The sequence below is a fragment of the Roseibium aggregatum IAM 12614 genome (genome assembly GCF_000168975.1).
In the GTDB taxonomy this organism is placed as follows: domain Bacteria; phylum Pseudomonadota; class Alphaproteobacteria; order Rhizobiales; family Stappiaceae; genus Roseibium; species Roseibium aggregatum.
In genome coordinates, this window is sequence record NZ_AAUW01000033.1 from 16,019 (window position 1) to 40,062 (window position 24,044).

The 24,044-nt window shown below is 59.0% G+C and carries 26 protein-coding genes, 1 tRNA gene and 1 pseudogene; 19 read left to right on the forward strand and 9 right to left on the reverse strand.

What is annotated here, in order from left to right; all coding sequences use genetic code 11:
* Window positions 1-9 precede the first annotated feature (9 nt).
* From SIAM614_RS29250 to SIAM614_RS29265, 4 genes are read right to left on the reverse strand one after another with little or no spacing between them, the layout of a single operon-like run.
* Window positions 10-1,413, reverse strand: coding sequence for an amidohydrolase family protein (locus SIAM614_RS29250; RefSeq protein WP_006940269.1), 1,404 nt, complete (start codon window positions 1,411-1,413; stop codon window positions 10-12).
* Complete coding sequence (locus tag SIAM614_RS29255) at window positions 1,410-2,261, reverse strand: ABC transporter permease (RefSeq protein WP_006940272.1); 852 nt, start codon at window positions 2,259-2,261, stop codon at window positions 1,410-1,412. Before SIAM614_RS29255 ends, SIAM614_RS29250 begins: the two co-directional genes overlap by 4 nt.
* A complete protein-coding gene (locus tag SIAM614_RS29260; protein ID WP_006940274.1) occupies window positions 2,261-3,040 on the reverse strand; it encodes an ABC transporter ATP-binding protein in 780 nt (259 codons plus the stop codon). Before SIAM614_RS29260 ends, SIAM614_RS29255 begins: the two co-directional genes overlap by 1 nt.
* Before the next feature lie 7 nt (window positions 3,041-3,047).
* Window positions 3,048-4,010, reverse strand: a complete 963-nt coding sequence (locus SIAM614_RS29265) for an ABC transporter substrate-binding protein (RefSeq protein WP_229598031.1) — start codon at window positions 4,008-4,010, stop codon at window positions 3,048-3,050.
* Here SIAM614_RS29265 and SIAM614_RS32650 point away from each other — a divergent pair.
* Both SIAM614_RS32650 and SIAM614_RS29270 read left to right on the forward strand, forming a co-directional pair.
* Window positions 4,009-4,206 (forward strand): hypothetical protein, encoded by a 198-nt coding sequence (locus tag SIAM614_RS32650; RefSeq protein WP_198137427.1) that lies wholly within the window; start codon window positions 4,009-4,011, stop codon window positions 4,204-4,206. The genes SIAM614_RS29265 and SIAM614_RS32650 overlap by 2 nt on opposite strands.
* A 232-nt stretch (window positions 4,207-4,438) precedes the next feature.
* Complete coding sequence (locus SIAM614_RS29270; protein WP_040441482.1) at window positions 4,439-4,933, forward strand: nucleoside deaminase; 495 nt, start codon at window positions 4,439-4,441, stop codon at window positions 4,931-4,933.
* A gap of 43 nt (window positions 4,934-4,976) precedes the next feature.
* Here the strand turns inward: SIAM614_RS29270 and SIAM614_RS29275 are convergent, their stop codons facing one another.
* Window positions 4,977-5,456: a MarR family winged helix-turn-helix transcriptional regulator gene (locus tag SIAM614_RS29275; protein WP_006940280.1), complete on the reverse strand. Its 480-nt coding sequence runs from the start codon at window positions 5,454-5,456 to the stop codon at window positions 4,977-4,979.
* Between the two features lie 265 nt (window positions 5,457-5,721).
* Here SIAM614_RS29275 and SIAM614_RS29280 point away from each other — a divergent pair, with 265 nt between their 5' ends.
* From SIAM614_RS29280 to SIAM614_RS29305, 6 genes are all read left to right on the forward strand, one after another.
* Window positions 5,722-7,653: an FAD-binding monooxygenase gene (locus SIAM614_RS29280; protein ID WP_006940285.1), complete on the forward strand. Its 1,932-nt coding sequence runs from the start codon at window positions 5,722-5,724 to the stop codon at window positions 7,651-7,653.
* A gap of 168 nt (window positions 7,654-7,821) precedes the next feature.
* Entirely contained in the window at window positions 7,822-8,172 is a 351-nt protein-coding gene (locus SIAM614_RS29285) for a helix-turn-helix domain-containing protein (protein ID WP_006940287.1), read from the forward strand.
* Between the two features lie 209 nt (window positions 8,173-8,381).
* Entirely contained in the window at window positions 8,382-9,047 is a 666-nt protein-coding gene (locus SIAM614_RS29290) for a hypothetical protein (RefSeq protein ID WP_040441483.1), read from the forward strand.
* 180 nt (window positions 9,048-9,227) lie between these two features.
* A complete protein-coding gene (locus SIAM614_RS29295; protein WP_006940290.1) occupies window positions 9,228-9,938 on the forward strand; it encodes a hypothetical protein in 711 nt (236 codons plus the stop codon).
* A 65-nt stretch (window positions 9,939-10,003) separates the two neighbouring features.
* Window positions 10,004-10,411, forward strand: coding sequence for a hypothetical protein (locus SIAM614_RS29300; RefSeq protein ID WP_006940291.1), 408 nt, complete (start codon window positions 10,004-10,006; stop codon window positions 10,409-10,411).
* Between the two features lie 106 nt (window positions 10,412-10,517).
* Window positions 10,518-10,772, forward strand: coding sequence for a hypothetical protein (locus SIAM614_RS29305; RefSeq protein ID WP_006940292.1), 255 nt, complete (start codon window positions 10,518-10,520; stop codon window positions 10,770-10,772).
* 185 nt (window positions 10,773-10,957) lie between these two features.
* On the opposite strand, the gene rpsA is transcribed toward SIAM614_RS29305, so the two are convergent.
* The 3 genes from rpsA to aroA form a co-directional block, all read right to left on the reverse strand.
* Complete coding sequence (gene rpsA, locus SIAM614_RS29310; protein ID WP_040441471.1) at window positions 10,958-12,655, reverse strand: 30S ribosomal protein S1; 1,698 nt, start codon at window positions 12,653-12,655, stop codon at window positions 10,958-10,960.
* 272 nt (window positions 12,656-12,927) lie between these two features.
* A complete protein-coding gene (cmk, locus tag SIAM614_RS29315) occupies window positions 12,928-13,554 on the reverse strand; it encodes a (d)CMP kinase (protein WP_006940294.1) in 627 nt (208 codons plus the stop codon).
* Entirely contained in the window at window positions 13,551-14,906 is a 1,356-nt protein-coding gene (gene aroA / locus SIAM614_RS29320) for a 3-phosphoshikimate 1-carboxyvinyltransferase (protein WP_006940295.1), read from the reverse strand. The genes cmk and aroA overlap by 4 nt, the downstream gene beginning before the upstream one ends.
* Window positions 14,907-15,229: 323 nt before the next feature.
* Here aroA and SIAM614_RS29325 point away from each other — a divergent pair, with 323 nt between their 5' ends.
* From SIAM614_RS29325 to SIAM614_RS29375, 11 genes are all read left to right on the forward strand, one after another.
* The gene (locus tag SIAM614_RS29325; RefSeq protein WP_006940296.1) at window positions 15,230-15,622 is read left to right on the forward strand and encodes a TIGR02300 family protein; all 393 of its coding nucleotides are present in this window, start codon (window positions 15,230-15,232) and stop codon (window positions 15,620-15,622) included.
* Window positions 15,623-15,774: 152 nt separating this feature from the next.
* Window positions 15,775-15,850: transfer RNA gene (locus SIAM614_RS29330), tRNA-Ala, on the forward strand.
* A 326-nt stretch (window positions 15,851-16,176) separates the two neighbouring features.
* Complete coding sequence (locus SIAM614_RS33405) at window positions 16,177-16,398, forward strand: helix-turn-helix domain-containing protein (protein WP_040441472.1); 222 nt, start codon at window positions 16,177-16,179, stop codon at window positions 16,396-16,398.
* 38 nt (window positions 16,399-16,436) lie between these two features.
* On the forward strand, window positions 16,437-17,306 hold the full coding sequence (locus tag SIAM614_RS29340) for a hypothetical protein (RefSeq protein ID WP_157140166.1): 870 nt from the start codon (window positions 16,437-16,439) through the stop codon (window positions 17,304-17,306).
* Window positions 17,306-17,620 carry a phage tail assembly protein gene (locus tag SIAM614_RS29345; protein WP_006940298.1) on the forward strand — a complete coding sequence of 105 codons (315 nt, stop codon included), beginning with the start codon at window positions 17,306-17,308 and terminating at the stop codon, window positions 17,618-17,620. Before SIAM614_RS29340 ends, SIAM614_RS29345 begins: the two co-directional genes overlap by 1 nt.
* Before the next feature lie 15 nt (window positions 17,621-17,635).
* Window positions 17,636-17,923 carry a hypothetical protein gene (locus SIAM614_RS32345; protein WP_157140167.1) on the forward strand — a complete coding sequence of 96 codons (288 nt, stop codon included), beginning with the start codon at window positions 17,636-17,638 and terminating at the stop codon, window positions 17,921-17,923.
* A gap of 316 nt (window positions 17,924-18,239) precedes the next feature.
* Window positions 18,240-20,588 (forward strand): phage tail tape measure protein, encoded by a 2,349-nt coding sequence (locus tag SIAM614_RS29355; RefSeq protein ID WP_267871956.1) that lies wholly within the window; start codon window positions 18,240-18,242, stop codon window positions 20,586-20,588.
* Complete coding sequence (locus tag SIAM614_RS29360; RefSeq protein ID WP_006940301.1) at window positions 20,588-21,784, forward strand: AAA family ATPase; 1,197 nt, start codon at window positions 20,588-20,590, stop codon at window positions 21,782-21,784. The genes SIAM614_RS29355 and SIAM614_RS29360 overlap by 1 nt, the downstream gene beginning before the upstream one ends.
* On the forward strand, window positions 21,774-22,238 hold the full coding sequence (locus tag SIAM614_RS29365) for a DUF6074 family protein (protein ID WP_006940302.1): 465 nt from the start codon (window positions 21,774-21,776) through the stop codon (window positions 22,236-22,238). Before SIAM614_RS29360 ends, SIAM614_RS29365 begins: the two co-directional genes overlap by 11 nt.
* The gene (locus tag SIAM614_RS29370) at window positions 22,235-22,651 is read left to right on the forward strand and encodes a hypothetical protein (protein WP_006940303.1); all 417 of its coding nucleotides are present in this window, start codon (window positions 22,235-22,237) and stop codon (window positions 22,649-22,651) included. Before SIAM614_RS29365 ends, SIAM614_RS29370 begins: the two co-directional genes overlap by 4 nt.
* Window positions 22,652-22,653: 2 nt before the next feature.
* On the forward strand, window positions 22,654-23,538 hold the full coding sequence (locus SIAM614_RS29375; protein ID WP_006940304.1) for a S49 family peptidase: 885 nt from the start codon (window positions 22,654-22,656) through the stop codon (window positions 23,536-23,538).
* Here SIAM614_RS29375 and SIAM614_RS29380 read toward each other — a convergent pair.
* Window positions 23,470-24,044, reverse strand: a pseudogene (locus tag SIAM614_RS29380) (hypothetical protein); the annotation flags it as partial. The gene SIAM614_RS29375 and the pseudogene SIAM614_RS29380 sit on opposite strands and share 69 nt — an antisense overlap.

A 24,044-nucleotide genomic window follows, 5' to 3' on the forward strand; every position in this document is an offset into this window, starting at 1 on the left:
GATGTGCCATCAGGCCAGGGCGGCGCGGGCCCGGTTCGGCGCCAGCATGTCCTTTCTGCGTTCCATGAGTTGCCGGGTAACACGCCTTGCGTCCGCGCCAAGCCCGGCCAGATCCAGTCCGGGGATGGAACCGTCCCGGACGATCTGTCGACCGCCGACGAAGCTGTGGCGCAGGCTTGCGGCGCCTGTCAGCACCGGAGCAAGGGCCGGATCGTGCAGGCCCATGTTGCGGGGGGACGAAATGTCGAAAATGGCAATGTCGGCGGTCATGCCGGGTTGCAGCACGCCGGCCTCCTCAAAGCCGAGCACTTTGGCACCGCCTTCGGTTGCCCAGTTCAGCAGGGTTTCGGCGCGCACCGCTTGCACGCCCTTGGTGGCGCGGTGCAGGGAAAAGGCGCTGTAAAGCGCAGCGCCCATGTCGGCTGCCTCGTTCGCACCTGCGCCATCAACGGCGAGGGATATATGGCCACCTGCCTGATAAAGGCAGTCGGCCGGCGCAATGCCCGAGCCCAGCCTGGCATTTGCCTGCGGGCAATGCGCCATGCCTGTGCCGGTTTCCGCAAGAAGGCGCACCTCGTCCGGATCGCATTCCACCAGATGGGCGAACCAGACGTCCGGTCCGAGCCACTCCTGCTCCGCAAGCCAATGAACCGGACGCTTGCCGTATTTCGCCAGGGTGAAGTCGACGTAGGTCCGGTTTTCCGAGAGATGCGAATGCAGGCGCAGGCCCTTGCTGCGGGCAAAGCGGGCGATATCCGGAAGGTCTCCGGCCTCGAGATTGAATGTCGGTGTGGTCGGTGCGACGGCAACCCGCCTGCTTGAGGTGGGAGACGGGTCATGCCAGCGGCTCGCCGTCTGCTCGATGCTTGCCAGAAAGGCGTCCAGTGTCTCGCTGGGGGAAGGCGGCAGGCTTGGGTCGGGAAACGACCGGCCCTTCGTGCCACCGCCGCGGGCCAGCACGAACCGGATGCCGAGGGCTTCGGCTTCTTCAAAAAGCACGTTCGCCGGGTCGTAGTCGTAGCGGTCCGAAAAGACGTAGTGATGATCACAGACTGTCGTCGTACCCGTCAGAAGCAGTTCCGCCAGCCCGATCCGGGCCGATATCCGCAGCGTTTCCTCGTCGATCAGCGGCCAGTAGCTGTAGGGAACATTCATGAGCCAGTCGTCAAGCGGCGCATTCATGCCTTCCGGCACGGCCTTGAGGACAGACTGGAACAGGTGATGATGGGTGTTCACCAGACCAGGCGTAACCACGCATCCGCTCGCGTCGACGATCCTTTCGCCTTCCTGAGGCTGAAGGTCGCCGATGTCTGTTATCCGGCCGTCTTGAACCCGGATTGCACCGCTGAGGCGGTCGCCCTCCCGGTTACCGGTCAGGCCATAATCAATGTTGGTGATCAGGAAGCTGGTCATTTCTGTCCTTTCGGCAGCGACCAGGGGAAGAAGACCCGCTGAAGGAGGCTGACAAGCTGGAACAGGACCAGCGACATGATCACGAGGATGACCAGCCCGGCCCAGGCCTGGGGCAGTTTGAACATCGACGTGGAGAACTGGATGAAGTAGCCGATACCCTTTTCTGCCGCGACGAATTCGGACACCACAGCGCCGATGACCGAGAGCGTGATCGAAATCTTCATGCCGGAGAAGATGTAGGGCGTCGCATAGGGCAGGCGGATCTGGGTGATCTCCCGGAAGGACGGCGCGCGCAGCGATCTGGAAAGTTCGATCAGTTCCGGCGGCGTGGCGGCCAGGCCCGTCGTCATGGAAACGACCAGCGGAAAGAAGGAGATCATGAAGGTGATCACGACACGTGGCGCATCACCGGTGCCCAGCACCACGATGATGATCGGGGCAACGGCGACCACCGGAACGGACTGGATGACCACCAGCAACGGGTAGAACGCCCCGGAGAGCAGCCGCGACTTTGCCAGGCCGACAGCAATCGGCAGCGAGATGACAAACGAAACCGCATAGCCGATGAGGGCGACCCGAAGTGTTGCCCAGATATGCTCGAACCAGCGCCCCGCCGTCACGCTCTCAAATCCGCCGAGGATGCGGGACGGGGCCGGCAATACAAATGAGGGAACGGCAAACAGCCGTGTCCCGGCCTCCCAGACAATCAGGATCAGGACAAAGGTGATCAGGGGAAGAACGATCGGCATGCGGAGCAGTTTTTCGGAGATCGGCAAACGTCGCTCCTGACGGTCCTGCGTTGAAGCGGTCTTGGCCGCGGCGGTGCCTTGCGTCTCGCTGACAGTCATCAGGCGGCCTCCTTCCGGATCAGCAGCGAGCGGAGTTCTGCCGAGAAGTCTTGCATCTCGGGCGTTCTCAGCGCGCTTTCGTCTCGTGGTCGGGCGGTCGGAACCTGAAGGTCCGCAATGATCCGCCCGGGACGCTCGCTCAGCACCAGGATCCTGTCGGCCAAGAGCGCGGCTTCCGGGATCGAATGGGTGATGAAAAGGACGGTCTTCGGGCTTGCCTGCCACAACCGCAGAAGCTCAAAACCCATGGCATCGCGGGTCAGGGCATCAAGCGCTGAAAAAGGCTCGTCCATCAGAAGGATGTCCGGATTGAGAAACAGCGCCCTGGCAATGCCGACCCGCTGCTGCATGCCGCCGGAAAGCTCCGATGGCAGTCGCTTTTCGAACCCTTTCAGGCCGACGGTCTCGATGATGGTGCGCGCCTGGGCGCGGTCGTCGGCCGTCACCCGGCCGTATTTGTGGCGCACCGGGAAGACGACGTTGTCCTCGATATTGGCCCAGGGCAGCAAAGTCGGCTTCTGAAACACGATGCCGACATCGTCCCTCGGCATCGTCACCTCCTTGCCGAAGACGCTCACCGTTCCCTTCGAAGGTTTCATCAGTCCGGCGGTCAGTCTCAGCAAGGTCGATTTTCCGCAGCCCGAAGGACCGAGCACCGCAACAAATTCATGCTGTGCGATGGTGACGGTGACCCCGTCCAGGGCGGTGACGGACCCCGAGCCGGTCAGAAACGTCTGACCGACCGAGGAAAAGCTGATCGCGTTGTTGGTGAGCGCCACTTGAAGGTTACTCCGCTGCCGGCAGGAACGCTCGGTTGACGGCGTCTTCAGGCTTGAGCGAGGCCGGGTCCAGATCCTGGGCTGCGGCAACGCGGGCCCATGTCGCCGCCAACCGGTCGGCGTCGATTGAGCCGAGCGGGAATTTCTCCGTGACCTCGTTGAAGGCGAGCTTGGACGCATCCAGCCAGGATCCTTTGACGTCTTCCGCCGAAAGCTCCGGCACCTGGGCGGAAACGGCCGCTGCCGCCTTGTCCGGGTTTGCGTAGGCAAATTCGAGGGATTTCTTGAAGGCTGCGACGAAGCGCTTGGCGACGTCCGGCCGTTCTTCAAGGAACTTGTCACCCGCGACAAGCGATGCGGAATAAAGCTCAAGGCCTGCGTCAGCCCACGGCAGCACGACCAGTTCCTTACCAGCGTCGGCCGCCTGTCCGGAATAGCGCGAGACGTCGGTCAGCCAGGCGATGATGGCGTCCGACTGGCCGGTCATCAGCAACGGCCCCAGGGCGCCAGGGTCGGATTTGGTCAGGGTGATATCTTCTTCCGACAAGCCGTTGTCAGCCAGAACCAGCGGCAGGAACACGTTGGAGGAAGTGAAGGGCGAGGTTGCGATCTTCTTGCCTTTGACATCCTTGATCGACGTGATCCCGCTGTCCTTGGTGGTGTAGAAGGCATGTGGCCCCATGTTGAAGATGCTCATGACCGCGGTCACCGGCACACCCTCGGTGGCCTTGGCCGCCATCAGGGCGCCCATGCCGGCGGACCCGATGTCCGATGCGCCTGTGGCGATCTTGGTGATGGCCTCGGAAGAACCGCGCCCAGGTTCGATCTTGATCTCAAGCCCGGCTTCTTCGCAGAAGCCTTCCTGAATGCAGACATAGATCGGCGCCTTGTCACCGCCGGGCAACCAGTCGAGCTGATAGGTCACGAGATCGGCCGCAGCCGCCGGAAACGACCCAACGATTGCCGCCATGGCAACAACCAACGACTTACCGTCAAACATGCGCATCGGCACACCCTTTCGCTGTACTTTCTCTGGAAGGTTTTTGAGTGGCGGGAGCGTTTTGTTATCTCTGGCCGGCATCGTCATCCCCTGCTTCTGGATGCAGGGCGCCTTTGCCCTGAGCATCGTCGAAAACCTGAAAGATGAGCAATGTCGGAGCCGCTGAGCTCCACCGCTTCTACTCGACACTTACGGGAAACCCGCGCGCGATTTTTGTCAAGAAAGCTCCAAGATGAAACGACAGGAAACGTGCTGGCCAGTACAATATTTCAGCAATTGCCTTTTAAATCGCCAGACTTTTGATTGTTTGCTGATCAATCCGATTGGCTGTTTTCAAGGTCTTGCAGCGTGAATGGGTTCATGCTCCCTTCGGCTGGAAGAAATCAAAGGAGCCATGCGTGACCGATACTCAAAACGACAAAGATATCGCGCTGTTGCGCCGGGCTTTCGAAATCGCGCGTCAGGCGCGGGAAACGGGCGATCATCCCTTCGGATGCCTGCTGGCGGGGCCTGACGGCGACGTCCTGATGGAGCAGGGAAACGGCTATTCGGCCGAAGGGCAGGACATGACGGCGCACGCCGAAAGGCTGCTGGCAACACGGGCCAGCAAGCGCTGGCGGCCGGACTTCCTGGCGGGCTGCACCCTGTACACCTCGGCGGAACCCTGTGCCATGTGCTCGGGAGCTGTCTACTGGGCGGGCATTGGCCGGGTCGTCTTCGGCCAGACCGAAAAATCCCTCAAGGAACAGACTGGCGATCACGAAGAAAACCCGACGCTCGATCTGCCGTGCCGGACGGTGTTTGCCGCAGGCCAGCGTCAGGTCGAGGTTGTCGGCCCGCTACTGGAAGATGAGGCGGCCAGCCTGCAGGCGGATTTCTGGGCAGAGAAATAGGCGCCGTCAGATACGGTGTGACCCCTGACCGGCGACGGCCGGTTCAGTCCTTTTGCGTGGTCCTGGCAACGGGACGCAGCGGTGCACGGCTGAGGCCGTTGACCGCCTCGGTCGCCTTGTGCAGCAACCGGATGAAATCTTCAGCTTCCTGGCTGTCCAGGCCGCTCAACATCACCTGTTGCGCTTTTTCGACGGCAGGGCCGAGCCGTGAAAGCGCCTCGGTTCCCGCCTCCGTCATATGCAGCACCTTCGCCCGCCTGTCCTTTTCGCTCACGGCGCGGGACAGGAATCCTTTCTGCACCAGCCGGTCAACCACGCCGGCAATGGTGGTCCGGTCGTAGGCAATGAGGCCAGCCAGCGTTATCTGGTCGATGCCCGGGTGTTCCGACACCCGAACCAGGGCTGCAAATTGCACCGGCGTCATGTCAAAGCCGATGGCTTCCACCTCGGTGTGAAACACGGCCACAGCGATCTGCTGCAACCGCCGGATCAGGTGGCCGGGCATCTGTTCAAGGTCTTGCATGGCTGCCTCCGGAAAGCGCAAAAAGGGAGTATGCTGATTATATTTGACAGCATACTGATTATCAGTATGCTTCCTTATAAATTCGGTGTCGATGTTTGTTTGGACATCGCGGCCGGATTGTCAAATGCGAAAGCCCCAAAAGTGGCAACAGACCTGCGATTGACCATCGGCAGCTTTCGCGTGGCGTCAATAAGACGGGCACCTGTGCTGCCGACGACAGTGCGTTGGTGCCCAACAGCCATGACAGGGCGGAGGAGACGGTCCCATGCAATTTCATCTGAACGGGTTCAGAACCGGTGATCCGGTCGTTCAGGAGCCGAACCCCGACGCTGCTTTCCTGGCCGACACCGACAGCCTGCCGGAAGACGTTGACGTTCTGATTGTCGGCTGCGGCCCCGCGGGGCTGACCCTGGCCGCACAACTGGCAGCCTTCCCGGAGATCCGGACCCGGATCGTGGAGCAGAAAGCCGGTCCGTTGCAGCTTGGCCAGGCGGATGGGGTCGCCTGCCGGACAATGGAAATGTTCGAAGCCTTCGGTTTTGCCGAGCGGCTGGAAAAGGAGGCTTACTGGGTCAACGAGACGACCTTCTGGAAGCCGGATCCGGCGTCGCCGGACACGATCGCCCGCAGTGGCAGGGTCCAGGATGTCGAGGACGGGCTGTCCGAGTTTCCCCATGTCATTCTGAACCAGGCGCGGGTGCATGATTTTTATCTGGAGATCATGCGCAATTCGCCAAATAGGCTGGAACCCAACTATTCCCGCAGGCTCGTCAATCTTGAAGTGGACCATGAGGCCGGGCAGGAACGGCCAGTGACGGTCCTGCTGGAACGGACGGATCCCGGCCACGAAGGCGAGACGGAAACAGTGCGGGCCAAATATGTGGTCGGCTGCGACGGCGCCCGCAGCGTGGTGCGCAAGGCACTCGGCCGCGAGTTGAAAGGCGATAGCGCCAATCAGGCCTGGGGCGTGATGGACGTTCTTGCCGTGACGGATTTTCCCGATATCCGCTTCAAGGCATTGGTGCAGTCGGCGCGTGAAGGCAGCATCCTGATCATTCCGCGGGAAGGTGGATATCTGGTTCGCATCTATGTGGAACTCGACAAGCTGCGGCCGGACGAGCGGGTCGCAAACCGGAACATCACGGTAGAACATCTGATTGCCGCCGCCGGGCGCATTCTTCATCCATATTCCATCGACGTGAAAGAGGTCGCCTGGTGGTCGGTCTATGAGATCGGCCAGCGGCTTTGCGACAAGTTCGACGATGTTCCGGCAGAGGACGCGTCGAGCCGCTTGCCCCACGTCTTCATAGCGGGGGACGCCTGCCACACGCACAGCCCGAAAGCCGGGCAGGGAATGAATGTCTCCATGCAGGATACATTCAACCTCGGCTGGAAACTCGCTCACGTGCTGAAAGGGCTGAGCGAACCGGACCTGCTTGCCAGCTACTCGGCCGAACGCCAGGCCATTGCACAGAACCTGATCGATTTTGACCGGGAATGGGCAAAGCTCGTCAGCGCACCGGTGAAGTCGGACAGCAATCCGGATGGCGTCGATCCGGCTGAAGTTCAAAAATACTTCGTGCAGCATGGTCGCTACACAGCCGGAACAGCCTCGCGCTACCTGCCATCCGTGCTGACCGGCAGCGGTGCACATCAACACCTCGCTGAAGGCTTTCAGATCGGCATGCGGTTCCATTCAGCCCCGGTCGTACGTCTTGCCGATGCCAAGCCGCTGCAACTGGGGCATGTGGTCAAGGCCGATGGTCGCTGGCGGATCTTCGCCTTTGCCGATAGAAGCTACCCGGCGGTGGAAACGTCGGCTATGCGCCGTCTGTGCGATTTTCTTGAAAAGGATCCGTCCTCGCCGGTGTTGCGCCACACGGCGGAAGGCGAGGATATCGATGCGGTCATCGATCTGCGCGCGATCTTCCAACAGGGCCACCGCGACCTGGCCCTCGCGGACATGCCCTCCCTTCTTCTGCCCGCAAAAGGTCGCTACGGATTGGCGGACTACGAGAAGATGTTCTGCCCGGATCTCAAAAGCGGCTGCGATATTTTCGACCTGCGCGGCATCGACCGGGACAAGGGCTGTGTGGTGATCGTCCGGCCGGATCAATACGTCGCCGAGGTATTGCCTCTCGACGCCTTTGAGGCCCTTTCCGACTACTTCAACCGCATTCTCAAGCGCAGACACTGAATCCTGAATTTGCGAAGTCGTCACTAAAAATAACTCTACGTAATTAATCGGATAAAATGTCTGTGATCTGAAAAATTATCAAAAATACAACTAAAGAATGTATAGAAATATACAAATCCCTTATTGAGGGAATTGCGCGTCTACTCCTCTTTTTGGGGAGGTGCGGGCATGGGGTCGCGAGACATCGACAAAGACCGGGGAGATCGGCTGACGCAGGCAATGCGCAGCCGCGGTCACCGAAAAGCCATGGCTCTGGCAGCGGAGTTGAACATTTCGCCCGCAGCCATAACCAAATGGAAGCAGGGGCATGCAATGTCGATTGAGAATGCATGCAATCTGGCAAATTCTCTCGATATTTCATTGGATTGGCTTTTGCTTGGCCGCAACGGGCCTGATTGGCTGTTGCCGAACAACATGAGCAAGCAAGAGCTGGAACTTGTTGAAAAGCTGCGTGCCCGACCGGCACGGATCGTGAAATTTCTGCTCAGTCTTGTCACCGAGATCCCTGAACAGAATTAGCGGGAGCTGGTTCCGAAAAGCAACCACAGGTAAATATCAGGTGGATTGTGTGAACTGCCAGTAAACAACTAAAGATAGAAATTTTTTGAAATTCGCCGAAGATGGTCTTCGAGGGCGATGCAGATGCCGCAAGTGTTCAAAAGTAATATTTCTGGATATGGACAGGCATTCGCGGCCCTTTTTTAAAATAAAATATGGAGACCGAGAACATGTCTACTCTTTTGACAATCAATGTAAAGAACTTGGAAAACGCCACCCAGGGCTTTTATTTTTTCCAGCAGCCAGCGATCTATACCGGGGGTGGTCAGGTTTACAGCAACAGCCTGTATTCCCAGAGCCTTGGCAACTATGCCCAAACCGGGTCGATCCTGACGTTTCAGGTCAACATGCAGTATTACGCCGGTATTCAGGAGGCGCACAGCACACCGAAGGTCGGTCAGTCGTCCGGCTTTTCGTCTGCCAGCCGGGCAATCGACCTTGCTCCCGCATCCGGGACGGCAAACGACTGGGTCACGGCGTCCGTGAGCCCTCTGGGTCTGAGTCAGCCAACATCCGGCACGGGCGTTCAGCCAGGTGCGTTCCGCATCACGACGCCAACCTATTCGCCGCCCGCGATCTACAACGTCGGCTCCGCGGTGGAAGTAAACGGTGGCATCACGCTGTCCAACTTCGTTGTCGCCAACCCGAACAACAACACGGACTGTCAGCCGATCCTAAAATACTACGTTCAGACCGGCGACTACACACCGGGCACCGTGATGAATTTCACGGCTTCCAGTGTGGATGCGGCCGTCTGCGACTTCACCGGTGGTCATTCGATCATTGATGTCACGCTGAATGCCGACGGCACCTGGAATACATCCATCGTCAAGTAACGTCGGATCCTTTCAAGGTCCTTCAGCCTGTGAGCAGGTCATTTGCCGTCCGGCCTGCTCACACCGCTCCATGGCTGGCAGCATGGGACTTTCCCTGTGCGATTGCCCCAGCAGGTTCTGGCCTTCCCGTCGCGGCGGTCAAGATCTGTCGGTGTGGAAAACAAGCGAGGGCGCTGACCCATGACCTCTCAGCACCAGATCATCATTCAGAACCTGTCGAAACAGACGATCAGTTTCTATGCGTTCCAGCAGCAGGCCAGTTTCACCAATTCCGGCGCGAAGCTGACGGTGCAATCGAGCAGTCTGGCAACGGGGCCGCTAGCACCGCATGCGACTTCCGGGTCTCAACTCACCTTCGGGTTCGATACCCAGATCTATGCCGGCGCGATTGAGCCGGAAACCCAGGCCGCTGTGGCGAATTTCAGTGTGCGTATTTCGTTTTCGACCAACGAGATGGTGGTCAGCCAAACCTCGGCCATTCAACCGGTCGATCTGACGCCCGCGACCGGCCAGAGCAACAATCATACGGTCCTGTCGCTCAACCCGCTGGGGCTGTCGGCAGCCACCTATCAGACCGGGCCGCCACCCGGAAGCTTCGGTATCCAGGTCCCGGCCTTCAATCCGGCGCCAACGCCGAACCTCTACTGTGGCAGCGCAGCCATCAATCAGAACGGCGGTGTCACCCTGTCGAGTTTCGTTACACCGCAGCCGAACAGTCAGCTCGTGTGCGCTCCGCTCCCGGTCTACTTCGTCAAGACCGGGTCCCACGCCGTGGGCGAGGTCATCACCTACGACACGTCGCAAGCAGCCAAATGCGACTTCTCGCAAGGCTATTCGGTCTTCAGCGTTGCCTACAACGCAGACGGAACCTTCACGACAAAAGGGAGGTAGACAGCAAGCAGCACCGGAAACTTGAAATATCTCTGTCTTTCAATGTGTTACTGAAAGGAAATGCCATGTTTTCCATTCCCTTGGCCGATGCACCCCGTCCGGTTCACAACGCCGGCAGGTCTCTCCTGGCTCTTGCAGCCGCGGCCTTCTGCAGCCTTGCTGCCGCGCAAGCGGCGCAAGCGCAACTGGCCTTCTCGCCGGATTGCCGGAACCACCAGCAAATCCAGGTGAACCCGCCACAAGTTGCAATCCTGTTTTCCAAGCATCCGGTGCCGCATCCGGCTGGAACCGCCACCGTGTTCGCCATCAATGGTCTGAACAACTATGTCGTGCCCGCGGGCGTGAACTCCTGCGTGGTCGCCGCACCCGATCCTGACGACAACTATTGCTTCCAGGCCCGCAACGACGCGACAATCCTTCAGGTCGGGTTCCAGGCCATCGTTAACCCGGGCGGGCTGCCGGCGTGTCAGTAGCCGCAAAGCTGCCCGCCTGGCGTCCAGCGCGGGCACGCGTCTCTTGCCTCTTGTCCATTCGTCACAAGGGGCAGCTTTTCCTGAAGCAGCAGAGGAAAGAAGAGCAATGCCTTATATTCTGAAATCCTACGAAACCGGGACAACCTTGTCCCAGACCACGGACGCGCCTCAGGCAGCCGGGGCCTTCGAGGAATATGCGCAGGCCGGCTGGGTGCCTGCCGCAGCAGGCCTCGGGCTCAGTCGGGGCGGTGTCTACCGGCTCGATGATCCGATGCCCGGCGGCGTCAAACGCAAGATCAAGGTTGTCGCGATTGGGGCCGGCCTGAACGCCTTCACCTATGTCCGTGAGGGTGTCGCCTGAGCGGCCACAAGACTGTCCGCCTGTTTCAAGGAGAACAGACGCGAATTCAGGGTCGGTGGGCATTCCCCAAATGGGGGTATCGTAGCGGCATATTGGACGTTGCAGGCCCGTGGCAACGCAAAACAAAAGGCCCGGCATTGCTGCCGGGCCTTTCGCTTTCTGCTCTCGTGAGAGAAGCGGAAATCTTAGTCGTCGGACTGCTGCTTCAGAGCAGCACCCAGGATATCGCCGAGAGACGCACCGCTGTCGGAAGAGCCGTACTGAGCGACAGCTTCCTTCTCTTCTGCGATCTCGAGAGCCTTGATCGACACGGTGACCCGGCGGGTCTTCTTGTCGAACTGGGTGATGCGGGCATCGAACTTGTCGCCAACGGAGTAACGCTCCGGACGCTGTTCCTCGCGGTCGCGGGACAGGTCGGTGCGGCGGATGAAGGCAGTCAGGTCGCTGTCTGCGATCTTGACGTCCAGGCCACCGTCTTTGATTTCGATGACTTCACAGGTCACGACGGAGTTCTTGCGCAGTTCGCCAGCTGCACCCGATTCCATCGGATCGCCGGAAAGCTGCTTGATGCCGAGGGAGATACGCTCCTTGTCGACGTCCACATCCAGAACGACGGCCTTGACCATGTCGCCCTTCTTGAACTCTTCGATGACCTGCTCGCCCGGACGGTTCCAGTCGAGGTCGGACAGGTGGACCATGCCGTCCACGTCGCCATCGAGGCCGATGAACAGGCCGAATTCGGTCTTGTTCTTGACTTCGCCTTCGACTTCGGTGCCGATCGGGAACTGTTCAGCGAATGCATCCCACGGGTTCTGCAGGGTCTGCTTGAGGCCCAGGGAGATGCGGCGCTTGACCGGATCGACTTCCAGGATCATCACTTCGACTTCCTGAGAAGTGGAAACGATCTTGCCCGGATGGACGTTCTTCTTGGTCCAGGACATTTCGGAAACGTGGATCAGGCCTTCGATGCCCGGCTCCAGTTCCACGAATGCGCCGTAGTCGGTGATGTTGGTCACGCGGCCGGTGAACTTGGCTTCGATCGGGTACTTGGCTTCGATGCCATCCCACGGATCGGTTTCAAGCTGCTTCATGCCGAGGCTGATGCGGTGCGTTTCCTGGTTGACGCGGATGATCTGCACCTTGACGGTCTGGCCGATGGTGAGAACTTCCGACGGATGGTTGATGCGGCGCCACGCGATGTCGGTGACGTGCAGCAGGCCATCGATGCCGCCGAGGTCGACGAACGCACCGTAGTCGGTGATGTTCTTGACCACACCTTCCACGGTATGACCTTCTTCCAGGCTCTGGACCAGTTCCGAACGCTGTTCGGCGCGGGTTTCTTCCAGAACGACACGGCGGGACACGACGATGTTGCCGCGGCGCTTGTCCATCTTCAGGATCTGGAACGGCTGCGGGGTGTGCATCAGCGGGGTCACGTCGCGAACCGGACGGATATCGACCTGCGAACGCGGCAGGAAGGCAACGGCGCCATCCAGATCGACGGTGAAACCACCCTTGACCTGGTTGAAGATCTGGCCGGTGACCTTTTCGTTGGCTTCGAAAGCAACTTCCAGGCGAACCCAGCTTTCTTCGCGGCGAGCTTTTTCGCGCGACAGAACAGCTTCGCCAAGAGCGTTTTCAACGCGCTCCAGGTAAACCTCGACTTCGTCGCCGACCTTCATTTCGCCGTCACGGCCTTTAGCGCCGAATTCCTTCAGCGGCACGCGGCCTTCGACCTTCAGACCGACGTCGATGACTGCCAGGTCCTTTTCGATCGCGACGACGGTGCCCTTTACGACGGCACCTTCATACAGGTCGTTCTGAACGAAGGACTCTTCGAGAAGAGCGGAGAAATCCTCCATGGAGGGATTGTAATCAGACATATATGCTCCTGGCGCCTTCAGGCGCGCCGCCGGCGGGTTGGTGTTGCACTCCGGACCTGTCCTTCTCCCGGGATCGCGGTTTCCGCTGATCCTGCCGCTATCGAAAGCGGGCCGGCGGGGCGAGAGGCGGAAAATCCGGTCTCGTCACAGGTCGCCGCAACGGGCGCCCTGCCGAAATTCTCTGTCGTTCCATAAAAGAACCGATGGCCTGGGGCCACATGCGTTCCGGATGCACAAACAGGGGCGCACCGGTGGTGAACCCCTTGTCCTTATCAGGCATCCCTGGCGCGGGAAACGATATCCACAGCCGCCTGGAACGCGGTCTCTATATCCATTTCTGTCGTATCAAGCAAGACCGCATCGTCTGCCTGACGCATCGGAGCCACAGTTCGCTTGGAATCGCGCTCGTCCCGGCGCTTTAGATCCTCCAGAACGGCGGCAAATTGCGCGTCTTGCCCCTTGGAGACCATCTCGTCGGTCCGGCGCTTTGCGCGGGCTTCCGGAGAGGCGGTCACGAACAGCTTCACCGTCGCATCGGGGCACACAACCGTGCCGATGTCGCGCCCGTCGAGAACGGCACCGGGAGGTGTCTGCGCGAACCGGCGCTGAAGCTGGACCAGCTCCTCGCGAAGACCGCCCAGCACCGCGATGCGCGACGCCGCTTCTCCGATCTCGTGTGCCGACAGGACCGACTTGTCCATCTGGGCGAGATCGAGATTATGCGCGATCTCGATGGCAACACCCTCGTCGCCAAGCGGCAGGCCATTGGCCAGAAGCGCGGCCGCGACTGCGCGATAGGTCAGCCCGGTGTCCAGGTGGCGCAGCCCGAAATGGTCGGCCAGCCGCCGGGAAAGGGTGCCCTTGCCGGACGCGGCCGGTCCGTCGATTGCGATGATCATGCGGCCTCGCAGGTGTTTGCAGAAATCTGAGCGCCAAGGCCGTCGAAGAGGCTGGTGAACGTCGGGAAGCTGGTCGCGATCACCGCGCCGTCGTCAACCGTCACCGGGTTGTGGGCGGCCATGCCCAGCACCAGGAAGGACATGGCGATGCGGTGATCGAGATGGGTCACCACCATGCCGCCGCCGATCCCGTCGGCGCCGCCGGTCACGGTCAGCGTGTCTTCGGTTTCAACGCAAGGGATGCCGTTGGCTTCCAGTCCGCGGGCAACGGCCGCCAGGCGGTCGGATTCCTTCACGCGCAGTTCTTCAAGCCCGGGCATGAAGGTCTCGCCTTCAGCAAAGGCAGCGGCAACGGCCAGCACCGGATATTCATCGATCATCGACGGCGCGCGCTCGGCCGGCACGGTGATGCCTTTCAGCTTGCTGGCCTTCACGTGCAGATCGCCCACTTCCTCGCCGCCCGTCTCGCGCCGGTTGAGGATGGAGATGTCGCCGCCCATTTCGATCAAGGTGGTGATCAGACCGGTACGGTGCTCGTTCAACAGAACGTTTTCGATGACCACGTCAGACCCCGGCACGATCAGCGCGGCCACCAGCGGGAACGCTGCGGAGGAGGGGTCGCCAGGCACGTCGATGTCCTGCGGCTTCAGCTCCGGCTGGCCCTGAAGCTTGATCACGCGTTCGCCGGCTTCGTTCAGGGTCACGGAAATATCGGCGCCGAACCCCTTCAGCATCTTTTCCGTATGATCACGGGTCGGGATCGGCTCGATCACGGTGGTTTCGCCAGCGGCATTGAGCCCGGCCAGCAGAACCGCCGATTTCACCTGTGCCGACGGCATCGGAACCCGGTAAGTGATCGGCAATGCCTGTTCCGGGCCGCGGATGGACGCCGGCAGGCGGTCGCCGTCGCGGGCAATCACGTTGGTGCCCATGTCGCGCAGCGGGTTGAGCACGCGGCCCATCGGCCGTTTGGACAGGGACGCATCGCCCACAAACGTGGCGGCGATGTTATGGCTGCCGAAAATGCCCATGGTCAGGCGCACGCCGGTGCCGGCGTTGCCGAAATCGATGACGTGTTCCGGCTCGAGCAAGCTGCCGAGCCCGATCCCGTCCACGGTATAGCTGCCGTCTTCAAGTTTGGTGATGGTCGCACCGACGGCGCGCATGGCATCGGCCGTCGCCAGCACATCTTCCGATTCAAGCAGACCCTTCACGGTGGTCCGGCCAACGGCAAGCGCGCCGAACATCAGGGATCTGTGCGAGATGGACTTGTCGCCGGGCACGCGGATCGTGCCGGTCAAGGGGCTGCCCAGCCTGGAAGTCAGTGGCTTGGGCGCAGAATCGTGTGACATTTTCAATGTCCGCAAATTGGATCGGTTGTCAAAAGGTGACACGTCCTATCATGTGGACGCGCCTGCGTCATCCGTTCAGACCGCCCGAATCTCAACTTCGCGAGATTTCCCGGCATTGGCCGAATGGCAACGGATTCAACCGGGTGCCGGTCTGCAGGTCGTGTGGGTAACGCTGTCAGGCGCTTGAAATTTGAGTCACAACGTGCAGAACAATAATCCGAAGAATGTTTTTCGATTGATTTGCCTTTGACACCGGAACGGCTTGACGCTATGGGGCCACCCACGAATTCAAGTCGATTACATAACGAAGAAGGGTGAGCACAGTGGCAAAACCTGAACTTGGCACAAAGCGGCTTTGCCCGAGCTGCGGCGCCAAATATTACGATCTCAACCGCAACCCGATCACCTGTCCCAAATGCGGCACGGTGTTCGAGGCGGTCATGACCTCCCGTGCTGCGAAGGCTGCGAAGGTCGAAGAGACGCCGGAAGACGATGAAGACGAGGACGACGTCGCGGCTCCGGAAATCGTGACCTTGGAAGAGGCCGATGCAGAAGCCGAAGGCGGCGATGACGATGTGCCGGATCTGGAAGATACGGACGTCGATCTCGACGACGACGAAAGCAGCGACGATGACGTCTTCATCGACGATGAGGACGAAGACGAAGAATCCGTTCCGGGCATCCGCGTCGAAATCGACGAAGATCCGGATCGCTAAACTATTGTCCGGGCAGGCTTTTCCGCCTGTCCGGGCTTTTCCACAAGCGGCGAAAATGATCCTGATATTTTCTGCTTGATCTTGTGGGGAGGTGTGACTATAACCCGCCTCCATCGACGCCGGACACCCAAGCCGGTGCGCATATGGAACATGGGGCCATAGCTCAGTTGGGAGAGCGCTACAATGGCATTGTAGAGGTCAGGGGTTCGATTCCCCTTGGCTCCACCATTCCTCTTTCTCTAAGTGGCTGAAGTAATTAGAGAAAAAACTTGAGCTTGCAGGTGATGCGCCTGCATCACCCCACCAGCTACCCCACCAAAAAAATCTGAAAATTTGCCGCTGTAGTCGGGAATTTAGTGTGGTCGTACCGCGCTGTTCGTCGCTCCCCGTCCGATACAGCTTGACGTATCACGTCCTGTCAGGCAGATTTTTGCCGTTCGCAAGTCGGAGCGAACACCCTTTGATTGTTTGATTGATGACGCCGACAGTCGCCGCGCCCTCACAGGTGCTGTCTCAATCCGTGCCAGAGGCACGTACAATCAGAGGGGGCAACTATGCACTCCCAAACTAAGCATGCCCAAGAAGTCGAGCCGCCGCGCGTCTTCTCAGTAAGTGATGCCGCCAGAATGCTCGGCGTGTCTCGCTCGCACATGTACACGTTGAGATCCGAAGGTGTCATTCGGTTCGTCAAGCTTCTCAATAGAACGGTAGTACCCGCTTCTGAAATAGAGCGGGTTCTCTCCTCCGGCGATAGTGCCAGCGGGGAGGTTGCCTGATGGTTCTCCACCATATGAGATCTGAGGTCGAAGACCTCATGAAAAAACGCCTTCCAGCGGGCGCTCGGGCGAAGGCCTTGCGTCTTCAGGACAAAGCCATAGAAGCATCCGCAAATAACCGCCTTGTTGGTGAGCGGCATGTCGATGCCCTCCAAGCAAAAAATGCGGCCGAGGCGGAGCTTCGGAGATTAGCTGCAGGGTTTCAGCATGCTCATCACGCCACACCTGAGGGGCTCGTTGCACCTCAGAAGAAAAAAATCCAGGACGCAACAGAAGAACTTGACCGTCTTGAAAGTCTGAAAGCCAAGTCCGCGGAGCGCGCAAACCTTGACATGGGGCTATTCAGCCGGATTGAGCGGTTCCTGCGCGATACACCTGGTCAGTTGCGTGAGGTGTCCACCAAGGTTCCAAGGTCGGCAACTGTTGAAAGTGTCCGCAAGCAACTTGCCGAGGTCGATACCCTTGCTCACGACACTGAGCGCGCGCCGGCTCCGGTTAGCGGTCTGCGGGCTACGATGGTAGCCGCCGTGGACGCGATTGCCGAACAAGGTGCACCCGAGGTTGATCCCCGTATCCGCTTCCGCGATCCCTTCAATCTGGCGAGGAAATTTGAGTTCCGCCGGCACGGAAATATGGCGATTGGCGACTACGGCGCGCACTTTTTTGTCTGGCTACTTTCCGACGAAATTAAGCAGAAACTCTCCGCACTGATCCCGGATGATCCCGACGCATTGAGTGACGAAGAACGCACTTCCATTTTGCAGCAGTTGGCCGAGCGGCGACTGAACCTTGAGCGCATCGAGGAAGCCTTGATCGAGGCGGCGTCGGCAGAGGGCCGCGCTATCCCCCGCCGTCCGGATGCTTCGGTTGAAGCCATCCTGGGTATTGAAGTGTTGGGGATGCGGTAATGATTGCCGTGCCCCTCAACTCCAATATTGGGGTTGGTGGTCTGAAATCCCACACCATCAACCTCCGTCCGCCGGGGAGCGCCGTAGTTCGCCGGATCAGGTCCGAACTCGACAGCGATGGTCAGCTTCCTCTCTCGGCAATCCCGCGCCTCGCAGCGCGGCTCTCCGGGCGTTCCGAAAGCTCGATTTCGAAGCTATCCGAGGACGATCTCAACTCCCTCCATCAGACCATTTTGACGCTGTTTCGCAAAGAGGAACGGCGTTTGCGCGCACGCAAAGCTCAAGACATAACCCGCGCCGAAATGGCTGAGTAAACGATAGGAAAAAAAATGGGTACAACTTCTTATGTAGTTGGAACTACTTGGATCGAAGTAGCTTCAGGTGTCGAGAAAATATTTGTTCAGCGGCGTTCGGGCGTTGCTGTTCGCTTTCATGTGGGAACAACTGTTCCCGATGATGATACCGACAATTACTTAATGCTGAAAACGACCGAGATGTCTATTTCCGACATCTTAGAGGGTGAACGTGTTTTCTTGCGTTCCGATGGTAATGCAACTGAAGTTGCCGTTTTTGCGGGGTCGAGCCATGTTCAGTTCTTCGACAATCGTCTTCGTTAAACTTCGTGACCCCATAGACTTCCGGCGGCGGCGTTACGCCGCCGCCGGGAATTCGAAAGCCAACTCGCAAACTCTTGGCGAAAGCCGCAAAACGGGGAGAAAGGGCCTCCGGAACGGGATCTTGGAATGAGGCTCTCGCTTATATTTCCATCTTGACGGACCTGCCAGCAGCGGCGTGTCAGCTTCTTTCTCACGACGATGCGAAAGCGCTGATGGTCGAGATTGATAAGCTGATTGGGGGGGCTTCGATTTGAGCACTTTGACCTCCTCCCTCATCGTCCGGCTGATCGATAACGTCACGAAACCAGCCCGCAGCATGGCATCCTCCCTCCTCGGCCTTCAGAAGGCCGGGGGCAAGGGCTTCGGTGAGCGACTGAACAACGCAATCGAGCGGAACAACCGTGCGCTTGATCAGTCTCGCGGCAGGCTTGTTGACGCTGTTGCCGGGTTCTACGCGCTCAAGACCGCCATCGCTTCCCCGGTTCAGGCAGCCATGCAGTTTGAAAGTGCGATGGCAGACGTTCGCAAGGTCGTGGATTTCACTCCTGGGGCATTGAAGGCGTTTAAGGAAGGCATTGACGGTCTAGCCAGCAGTGTTCCGGTCGCCACCAACGGCCTTCTGGAAATTGCTGCCGCTGCCGGTCAGGCCGGTATTGCCGGTGAGGAACTGGTGAAGTTCACCGAAGCCGCCGCCAAGATCGGCGTTGCCTTCGATATCAGTGCCGACGAAACCGGCACGGCACTCGCCAAGATGATGACCGGTCTTGGCCTGACGATTGACCAAGTGGTTCTGCTTTCCGATAGCATGAACCACCTGTCCAACTCGCAGGCATCCAGCGCGGCGGAGATCTTGGATGTGGTCCGCCAGGTTGGCGCACAGGCAAAAGTCTACGGTTTTACCGCGGAGCAAACAGCAGCATTCGCCTCTGCAATGATTGCGGCGGGTAATTCCTCGGAAGTAGCGGCCACATCCTTCCGCAATATGGGCCTCGCCCTCACCAGAGGTGAGAGCGCGACGAACAGGCAACGAGCGGCTTTCAAGAAACTAGGTCTTGATGCGGTCAGCGTTGCCAAGCAAATGCAGGAGGACGCGGTAGGAACGACGGTGAACGTGATTGAGAAATTGCGTGAACTTCCGAAAGAACTTCAGGCATCGATTGCATCAGATCTGTTTGGTAACGAGGCCCGAGCCCTGGGGCCGCTGCTCGCAGACGCCGAACTCCTGACGCAGACGTTGGCACTCATCTCCAACAAAGCAAATTATGCCGGCTCAGCCTTCAACGAGTTTGAGGTAAGGTCGAAGACCTTTGGGGCAACACTCCAAACCTTCAAAAATTCCCTCGACGGCATTTCCCGCAGAATTGGCGAAGCGCTTATCCCGGCGCTCACCGACCTCATCGACACTTTGCGGCCAGCGGTCGGAGCTATCTCAGACTTTGTAGGAGCCCACCCAGAGCTTACCAAGAACGTCATTGCGGCAACCGCCGCCGTGATCGGTTTCAAGATTGCCGTTGCCGGTCTGAAGTTCGTCGGTCTCCTCGGGCGAGGAGGCGCGCTCTCCATGATGGCCCTCGGTTTCAATACGGTCGGTAAGGCAGCAATAGGAGCCGTCAACGGCGTTCGGGGTATGGTCGCTTATCAGGGCGCCCTTGCTGCTATGGCCGGGAAGAACTACGGCGGCTTGAGGGTCGCTGCGGACGCGCTCAAGGGCATGGCTCTGGCGGCTCCCGGTATCGGGGCTCTATCCACCGGCCTGACGGCTGTAGGAGGCGCCCTGGCCGCGATTACGGCCCCTGCGTGGGCGGCGATAGCCGCCGGTGTCGCCTTGGTCGCGGCGGCTGGCTACACCCTCTATCGGTATTGGGATCGGGTTTCCTCTGTAATCGGCGGCGTTGCCCGGCGATTGGGGGAGGAATTCAAGCCCGCGATTGACCTCATCCGGCCAACGCTGGAATACCTTTCGCCTATGGTGCAAGCCATTGGCGATGGCTTCTCGTATGCCAGCGAAAAGCTTGGTGAGTTCATCGACTGGCTTGGAACCTTCTTCGAGAAGGAGGCTCTAACCGAAGATCAAAAGGCAGCGTGGGGCCGGGTCGGTTACGATCTGGCTGATAGCATGATCCAGTCCATCAAGGACGTGATGCTCACACTGCTCGATTGGTTTGCAAACTACCCCTACAAAATCCGGGAAGCTATCGGATCGATTGACCTTGGCAGCCTGATCAGCATGCCAAGCCTTTCGGATATGTTCAGCGGCGGCGGAAGCGAGACAGATCCTTCCTACCGAGGTCGCGGATCAAAGAGCGATGCTATCGAAGGTCAATCAGGCCACCGCGCAGGCGGCGGGCCGGTTTGGTCCGGCGGTAATTATCTGGTTGGCGACGGCGGCGAGCCTGAGGTGTTTTCCCCTCGCAAGAGCGGAGACATCACGCCTCTTTCGCAAATTCAGCAGTCAATCGAAAGCGGGTTTGCGCGCTTTGCCTCTGCGGCCGGAAGTCTTTCCGGGACACCGCAACAGGTTGTCCTTGAGGTGACCGAAGGCGCCATTGTGATCAACGGGGCGACAGATCCCGTTACGACGGCACAGCTTATGATGCAGATGCTTTCGGATCAGGTTGACCGGCTGTTGAGGGCTTCAAATGCTGACATGGGAGCGAGACCATAATGGCAGAAACAATGGCTCTCCGCGACCTCCCGCGTCTCTTTGAGGAGGGATTGGCTCTTCCGCGCTTCACGATCTCAGGGGTTCTCCCTAGTGAAGGTGTGACAGTTCTATTCGGACCTTCAGGCGTCGGAAAAACCGGTCTCACCGTCGCGACCGCAATGGCGGTCGCGGCAGGGGACGATTGGGCCGGTCGTGATACGACAGCGGGCGGCGTTATGTATGTCGCTGCTGAGGATTGCATTGGCGTCCGAGCTCGGCTGCATGTCGCCGCTGCTATGCGCGGTGGGCACGGGTTGCCAATCGTGATCGCAGGCAGGCTGGACGCCAGCCTGACAAGCGACCGAGGTCTGAAAGAGCTTCATTCCATCACGGAACACCATTCCGAGGATCTTGAAGACCTAGCACTGATCATCGTGGATACGGTCGCTACCGTTTTCGGGGATGGTTCGCAAGACGATGCGCGGGATGTTTCCGCGTTCATGAACTCCATGCACGATCTCGCAGCGCAGCACGGGGCCGCGGTCCTGGTCATCCACCACACTGGAAAAACAGGACCTCAGCTTCGCGGAAGCCAAGTTTTTGAGGACCGTGCCGACGCGGTTTTGCAGGTGTCACGGTCGGCCAGAGGGCCGGTCGTAAAAGTGGCAAAGCAGCGGAACGGCGAAAGCGGAGCAATGTTCGCTTTCGACATTGCCGGCTTAGACGTGAAACTTGGAGGCGAGATCGCAAACATTCAGATCGTCAAAAACCTCCGCGAGCTTACCAGTGACAACACTCCGGTTGAGCCCAACGCAATGGAAAGTCAGGAGACTGACCGCGACCTGATGTTGAGGGTTTTAGAGGAGCTTGTCTCCGATGTTTCCGGTCATGTTTCCGGAAACATTTCCGTCAGTGTTTCCGACTGGAAAACAGCCTGCTTTGAAGCGTGGCCGCACAAGACCGAGCGAACCAAGAGTTCAACGTTCTCGAAGCACTCCAAGTTGTTGAGGTCACAGAAGAAAATCACCGTTCGCGGAAAAAATGTTTCCATTCCTGTTTCCGGAAACATCGGAAACGAAACTGGAAACATTCCTCCCGTTGTTTCCGTTTCCGTTTCCACCCCCCTCTTTAAAGAGGGGGGAACGGAAACCGGAAACGGGATTTCAGAAATTGGAAGCCCTGTTCGGAGGTCCGCAGGAGGCCGTGATGCAGTTTGAAATGTTTGATGCTGATTTGATTGCTTTTCCGTTGCGTCGGTACGCAAGGCTCACTCGGTTTACAGCCGATCAGCTTTGCGGAACCAAATTCGAGACAGGTGAAAAGATTTGGTCAGAGGTGGTCCAACTGATGGCGGGGAAGCTTGAGGGCCTGGGTTTATCGCCCGATGAGATCCGTAGAGAGATCGTTCAGTTCCGCACTGAGGTACAGCACCGCATTTACCAGATTGAGGCCGGAGAAATTGCGAAGTCCAACGTCGCAAACCGTTCAACCGAACAATCTTGCACCGTGGTTTCGCTCTCCTCGCGGCGGAAGCCTTCTCGAAACAGAAAAGACCGTCTCAATGGGGAGACGGGGAGCCAGACAAAAAAGTCTGGCTCCGCTTCGTCAGTTCCGGTGCCTCAGACGGCACAGGGCTGTGAACCTTCAAGTGATGAAAGGATCAAAAGTTGAAACAGGAATATTTTGAGAAGTTGAAGAACCCGCAGTGGAAGTCCGTTCACGACGCTGCTCTTGCGGATGCAGAGAAGGCCGGTGCAGACGGATTTGAGGCCCAAATTTTCGCGGCTGTCTCCGCGGACGTTCATTTCTCCAGGGCGAGCGAGAGGGAAGATGAACTCGAAGCTGTCCGGCTTCGTCTCGCAGCCCGCGAGACAGGACATGAAGCACCCGTAGAGCAATCTACTGAGACCGATGTGGGCGCCGGTTGGACCAAGGCCGTCGCTTCCATCAATGCCCGAAAAGGATATCCGACTGAACTGAGCAGCGATACCCGGCATGGTCACGAAGCAGTGCCGGAACCGAATGCTGAAAATTCTGCGGACGGCTGGGCTAAGGCGACAGCGAAGATCAATGCAGGGAGATAGGTGTGTCGGAAAACTTCCTCCCACTCCTCGCGGACAGGGTTTTAAATCGGCCGCTCCTGATCCATCCCGCAAAGGCGGAAACGATCTTTGCGGTTCTGGAAGGCCGGATCAACCTGGGAGGCGGGGACAATCAGTCCCCGCCTGACAACTCCCGTTTTGTCGGGACATACAAAAGGCCGAGTGGGCAGAGAACGCGGTTCACTCGCGTTTCCGGCAATACCGCCCTGATCACGGTTGATGGTTCCCTCGTTAACCGCGGTGCTTGGATCGGAACGAACTCCGGTCTGACCTCCTACGAGGGTATAGCTGCCCAGGTTGATGACATCGCGGCTGACAATGATATCCGCAATGTGATCATCGACATGAACAGCTACGGCGGCGAGGCAACAGGAATGTCAACGCTTGCCGCGAAGATCCGCAAGCTTCGTTCCACGAAGACCGTCATCGCGGTTGTGAACGATGTGGCAGCTTCAGCCGGCTACGGCATCGCCAGCGCAGCAGATGAAATCGTCGTGTCCCCAACTTCCCTTGTCGGATCAATCGGAGTGGTAATGCTTCACCTCGACCGATCCAACGAGTTGGAGGCCAAGGGCATCAAGCCGACCCTTATCCACGCAGGTGCGAAGAAAGTGGATGGCAACTCTTTCGAGCCCTTAAGCGACAACGTACGCGAGGACATGCAGAAGGACGTGATGGCCTTCTATGCGGACTTCCTCAACACAGTTGAAGCCGGGCGATCATCTTGGCGATTGAGCGCGGATAAGGCCAGGAAGACCGAGGCTGATGTCTTCATCGGTAACGAAGCAATCAGCGCGGGTTTAGCGGATCGGCTGGGTACCCTTGAAGAGGTGCTGGCGGAACTGGCGCCGACAAAGGGCGGGGCGTGAATGGGCTTGGGGGAGGATCTTGCGCTGATTGTTGTGAAACATGCCTGGGCCATGCACCCAGAGGCCGAGCAGCTTCGTGCCCTTGTGCTCGCTTTGTGCGTCCAGCGCGCCGCCATAGACGTCCCAATAGGCTTTGGAGCCTTCGACGGCGGTGTCGGCAATGAAGGAGAACTGGCCGATGCGCGAGCGCAGGAAGCGGTCATCGCGGGTAAAGGAATGCAGCCCGTAAGTGATGTCGACGATGCCTTCCGCGGCAAGGTCGAAATGCTCGGGTGGCGAGCCAACCGGCTTGGGCAGGATGCGCACGGTCACGCGGCCGTCGGTAACCTTGGCAACTTCCGCAGCCCAGGGCTCCATCACTTCGGTGACGAGCGGATGCTTCGGTGGCAGCCAGGACGACATAACCAGCTCGTCCGCGGATGCACTGGCGATGAAACCTGTCAGCGTGGAAGCGGCGACGCCTGCCAATATGGAAAGACACTTCAACTGTTTCACGATTTTCTCCT

What these genes read in the sequence shown, in the direction of transcription:
- SIAM614_RS29250 (WP_006940269.1), bottom strand. Translation starts at nt 1,413, where the DNA reads ATGACCAGCTTCCTGATCACCAACATTGATTATGGCCTGACCGGTAAC.
- SIAM614_RS29255 (WP_006940272.1), bottom strand. Translation starts at nt 2,261, where the DNA reads ATGACTGTCAGCGAGACGCAAGGCACCGCCGCGGCCAAGACCGCTTCA.
- SIAM614_RS32650 (WP_198137427.1), top strand. Translation starts at nt 4,009, where the DNA reads ATGGCAACAACCAACGACTTACCGTCAAACATGCGCATCGGCACACCC.
- SIAM614_RS29265 (WP_229598031.1), bottom strand. Translation starts at nt 4,010, where the DNA reads ATGGCGGCAATCGTTGGGTCGTTTCCGGCGGCTGCGGCCGATCTCGTG.
- SIAM614_RS29275 (WP_006940280.1), bottom strand. Translation starts at nt 5,456, where the DNA reads ATGCAAGACCTTGAACAGATGCCCGGCCACCTGATCCGGCGGTTGCAG.
- SIAM614_RS29280 (WP_006940285.1), top strand. Translation starts at nt 5,722, where the DNA reads ATGCAATTTCATCTGAACGGGTTCAGAACCGGTGATCCGGTCGTTCAG.
- SIAM614_RS29285 (WP_006940287.1), top strand. Translation starts at nt 7,822, where the DNA reads ATGGGGTCGCGAGACATCGACAAAGACCGGGGAGATCGGCTGACGCAG.
- SIAM614_RS29290 (WP_040441483.1), top strand. Translation starts at nt 8,382, where the DNA reads ATGTCTACTCTTTTGACAATCAATGTAAAGAACTTGGAAAACGCCACC.
- SIAM614_RS29295 (WP_006940290.1), top strand. Translation starts at nt 9,228, where the DNA reads ATGACCTCTCAGCACCAGATCATCATTCAGAACCTGTCGAAACAGACG.
- SIAM614_RS29300 (WP_006940291.1), top strand. Translation starts at nt 10,004, where the DNA reads ATGTTTTCCATTCCCTTGGCCGATGCACCCCGTCCGGTTCACAACGCC.
- SIAM614_RS29305 (WP_006940292.1), top strand. Translation starts at nt 10,518, where the DNA reads ATGCCTTATATTCTGAAATCCTACGAAACCGGGACAACCTTGTCCCAG.
- rpsA (WP_040441471.1), bottom strand. Translation starts at nt 12,655, where the DNA reads ATGTCTGATTACAATCCCTCCATGGAGGATTTCTCCGCTCTTCTCGAA.
- cmk (WP_006940294.1), bottom strand. Translation starts at nt 13,554, where the DNA reads ATGATCATCGCAATCGACGGACCGGCCGCGTCCGGCAAGGGCACCCTT.
- aroA (WP_006940295.1), bottom strand. Translation starts at nt 14,906, where the DNA reads ATGTCACACGATTCTGCGCCCAAGCCACTGACTTCCAGGCTGGGCAGC.
- SIAM614_RS33405 (WP_040441472.1), top strand. Translation starts at nt 16,177, where the DNA reads ATGCACTCCCAAACTAAGCATGCCCAAGAAGTCGAGCCGCCGCGCGTC.
- SIAM614_RS29340 (WP_157140166.1), top strand. Translation starts at nt 16,437, where the DNA reads ATGAAAAAACGCCTTCCAGCGGGCGCTCGGGCGAAGGCCTTGCGTCTT.
- SIAM614_RS29345 (WP_006940298.1), top strand. Translation starts at nt 17,306, where the DNA reads ATGATTGCCGTGCCCCTCAACTCCAATATTGGGGTTGGTGGTCTGAAA.
- SIAM614_RS32345 (WP_157140167.1), top strand. Translation starts at nt 17,636, where the DNA reads ATGGGTACAACTTCTTATGTAGTTGGAACTACTTGGATCGAAGTAGCT.
- SIAM614_RS29355 (WP_267871956.1), top strand. Translation starts at nt 18,240, where the DNA reads ATGGCATCCTCCCTCCTCGGCCTTCAGAAGGCCGGGGGCAAGGGCTTC.
- SIAM614_RS29360 (WP_006940301.1), top strand. Translation starts at nt 20,588, where the DNA reads ATGGCAGAAACAATGGCTCTCCGCGACCTCCCGCGTCTCTTTGAGGAG.
- SIAM614_RS29365 (WP_006940302.1), top strand. Translation starts at nt 21,774, where the DNA reads ATGCAGTTTGAAATGTTTGATGCTGATTTGATTGCTTTTCCGTTGCGT.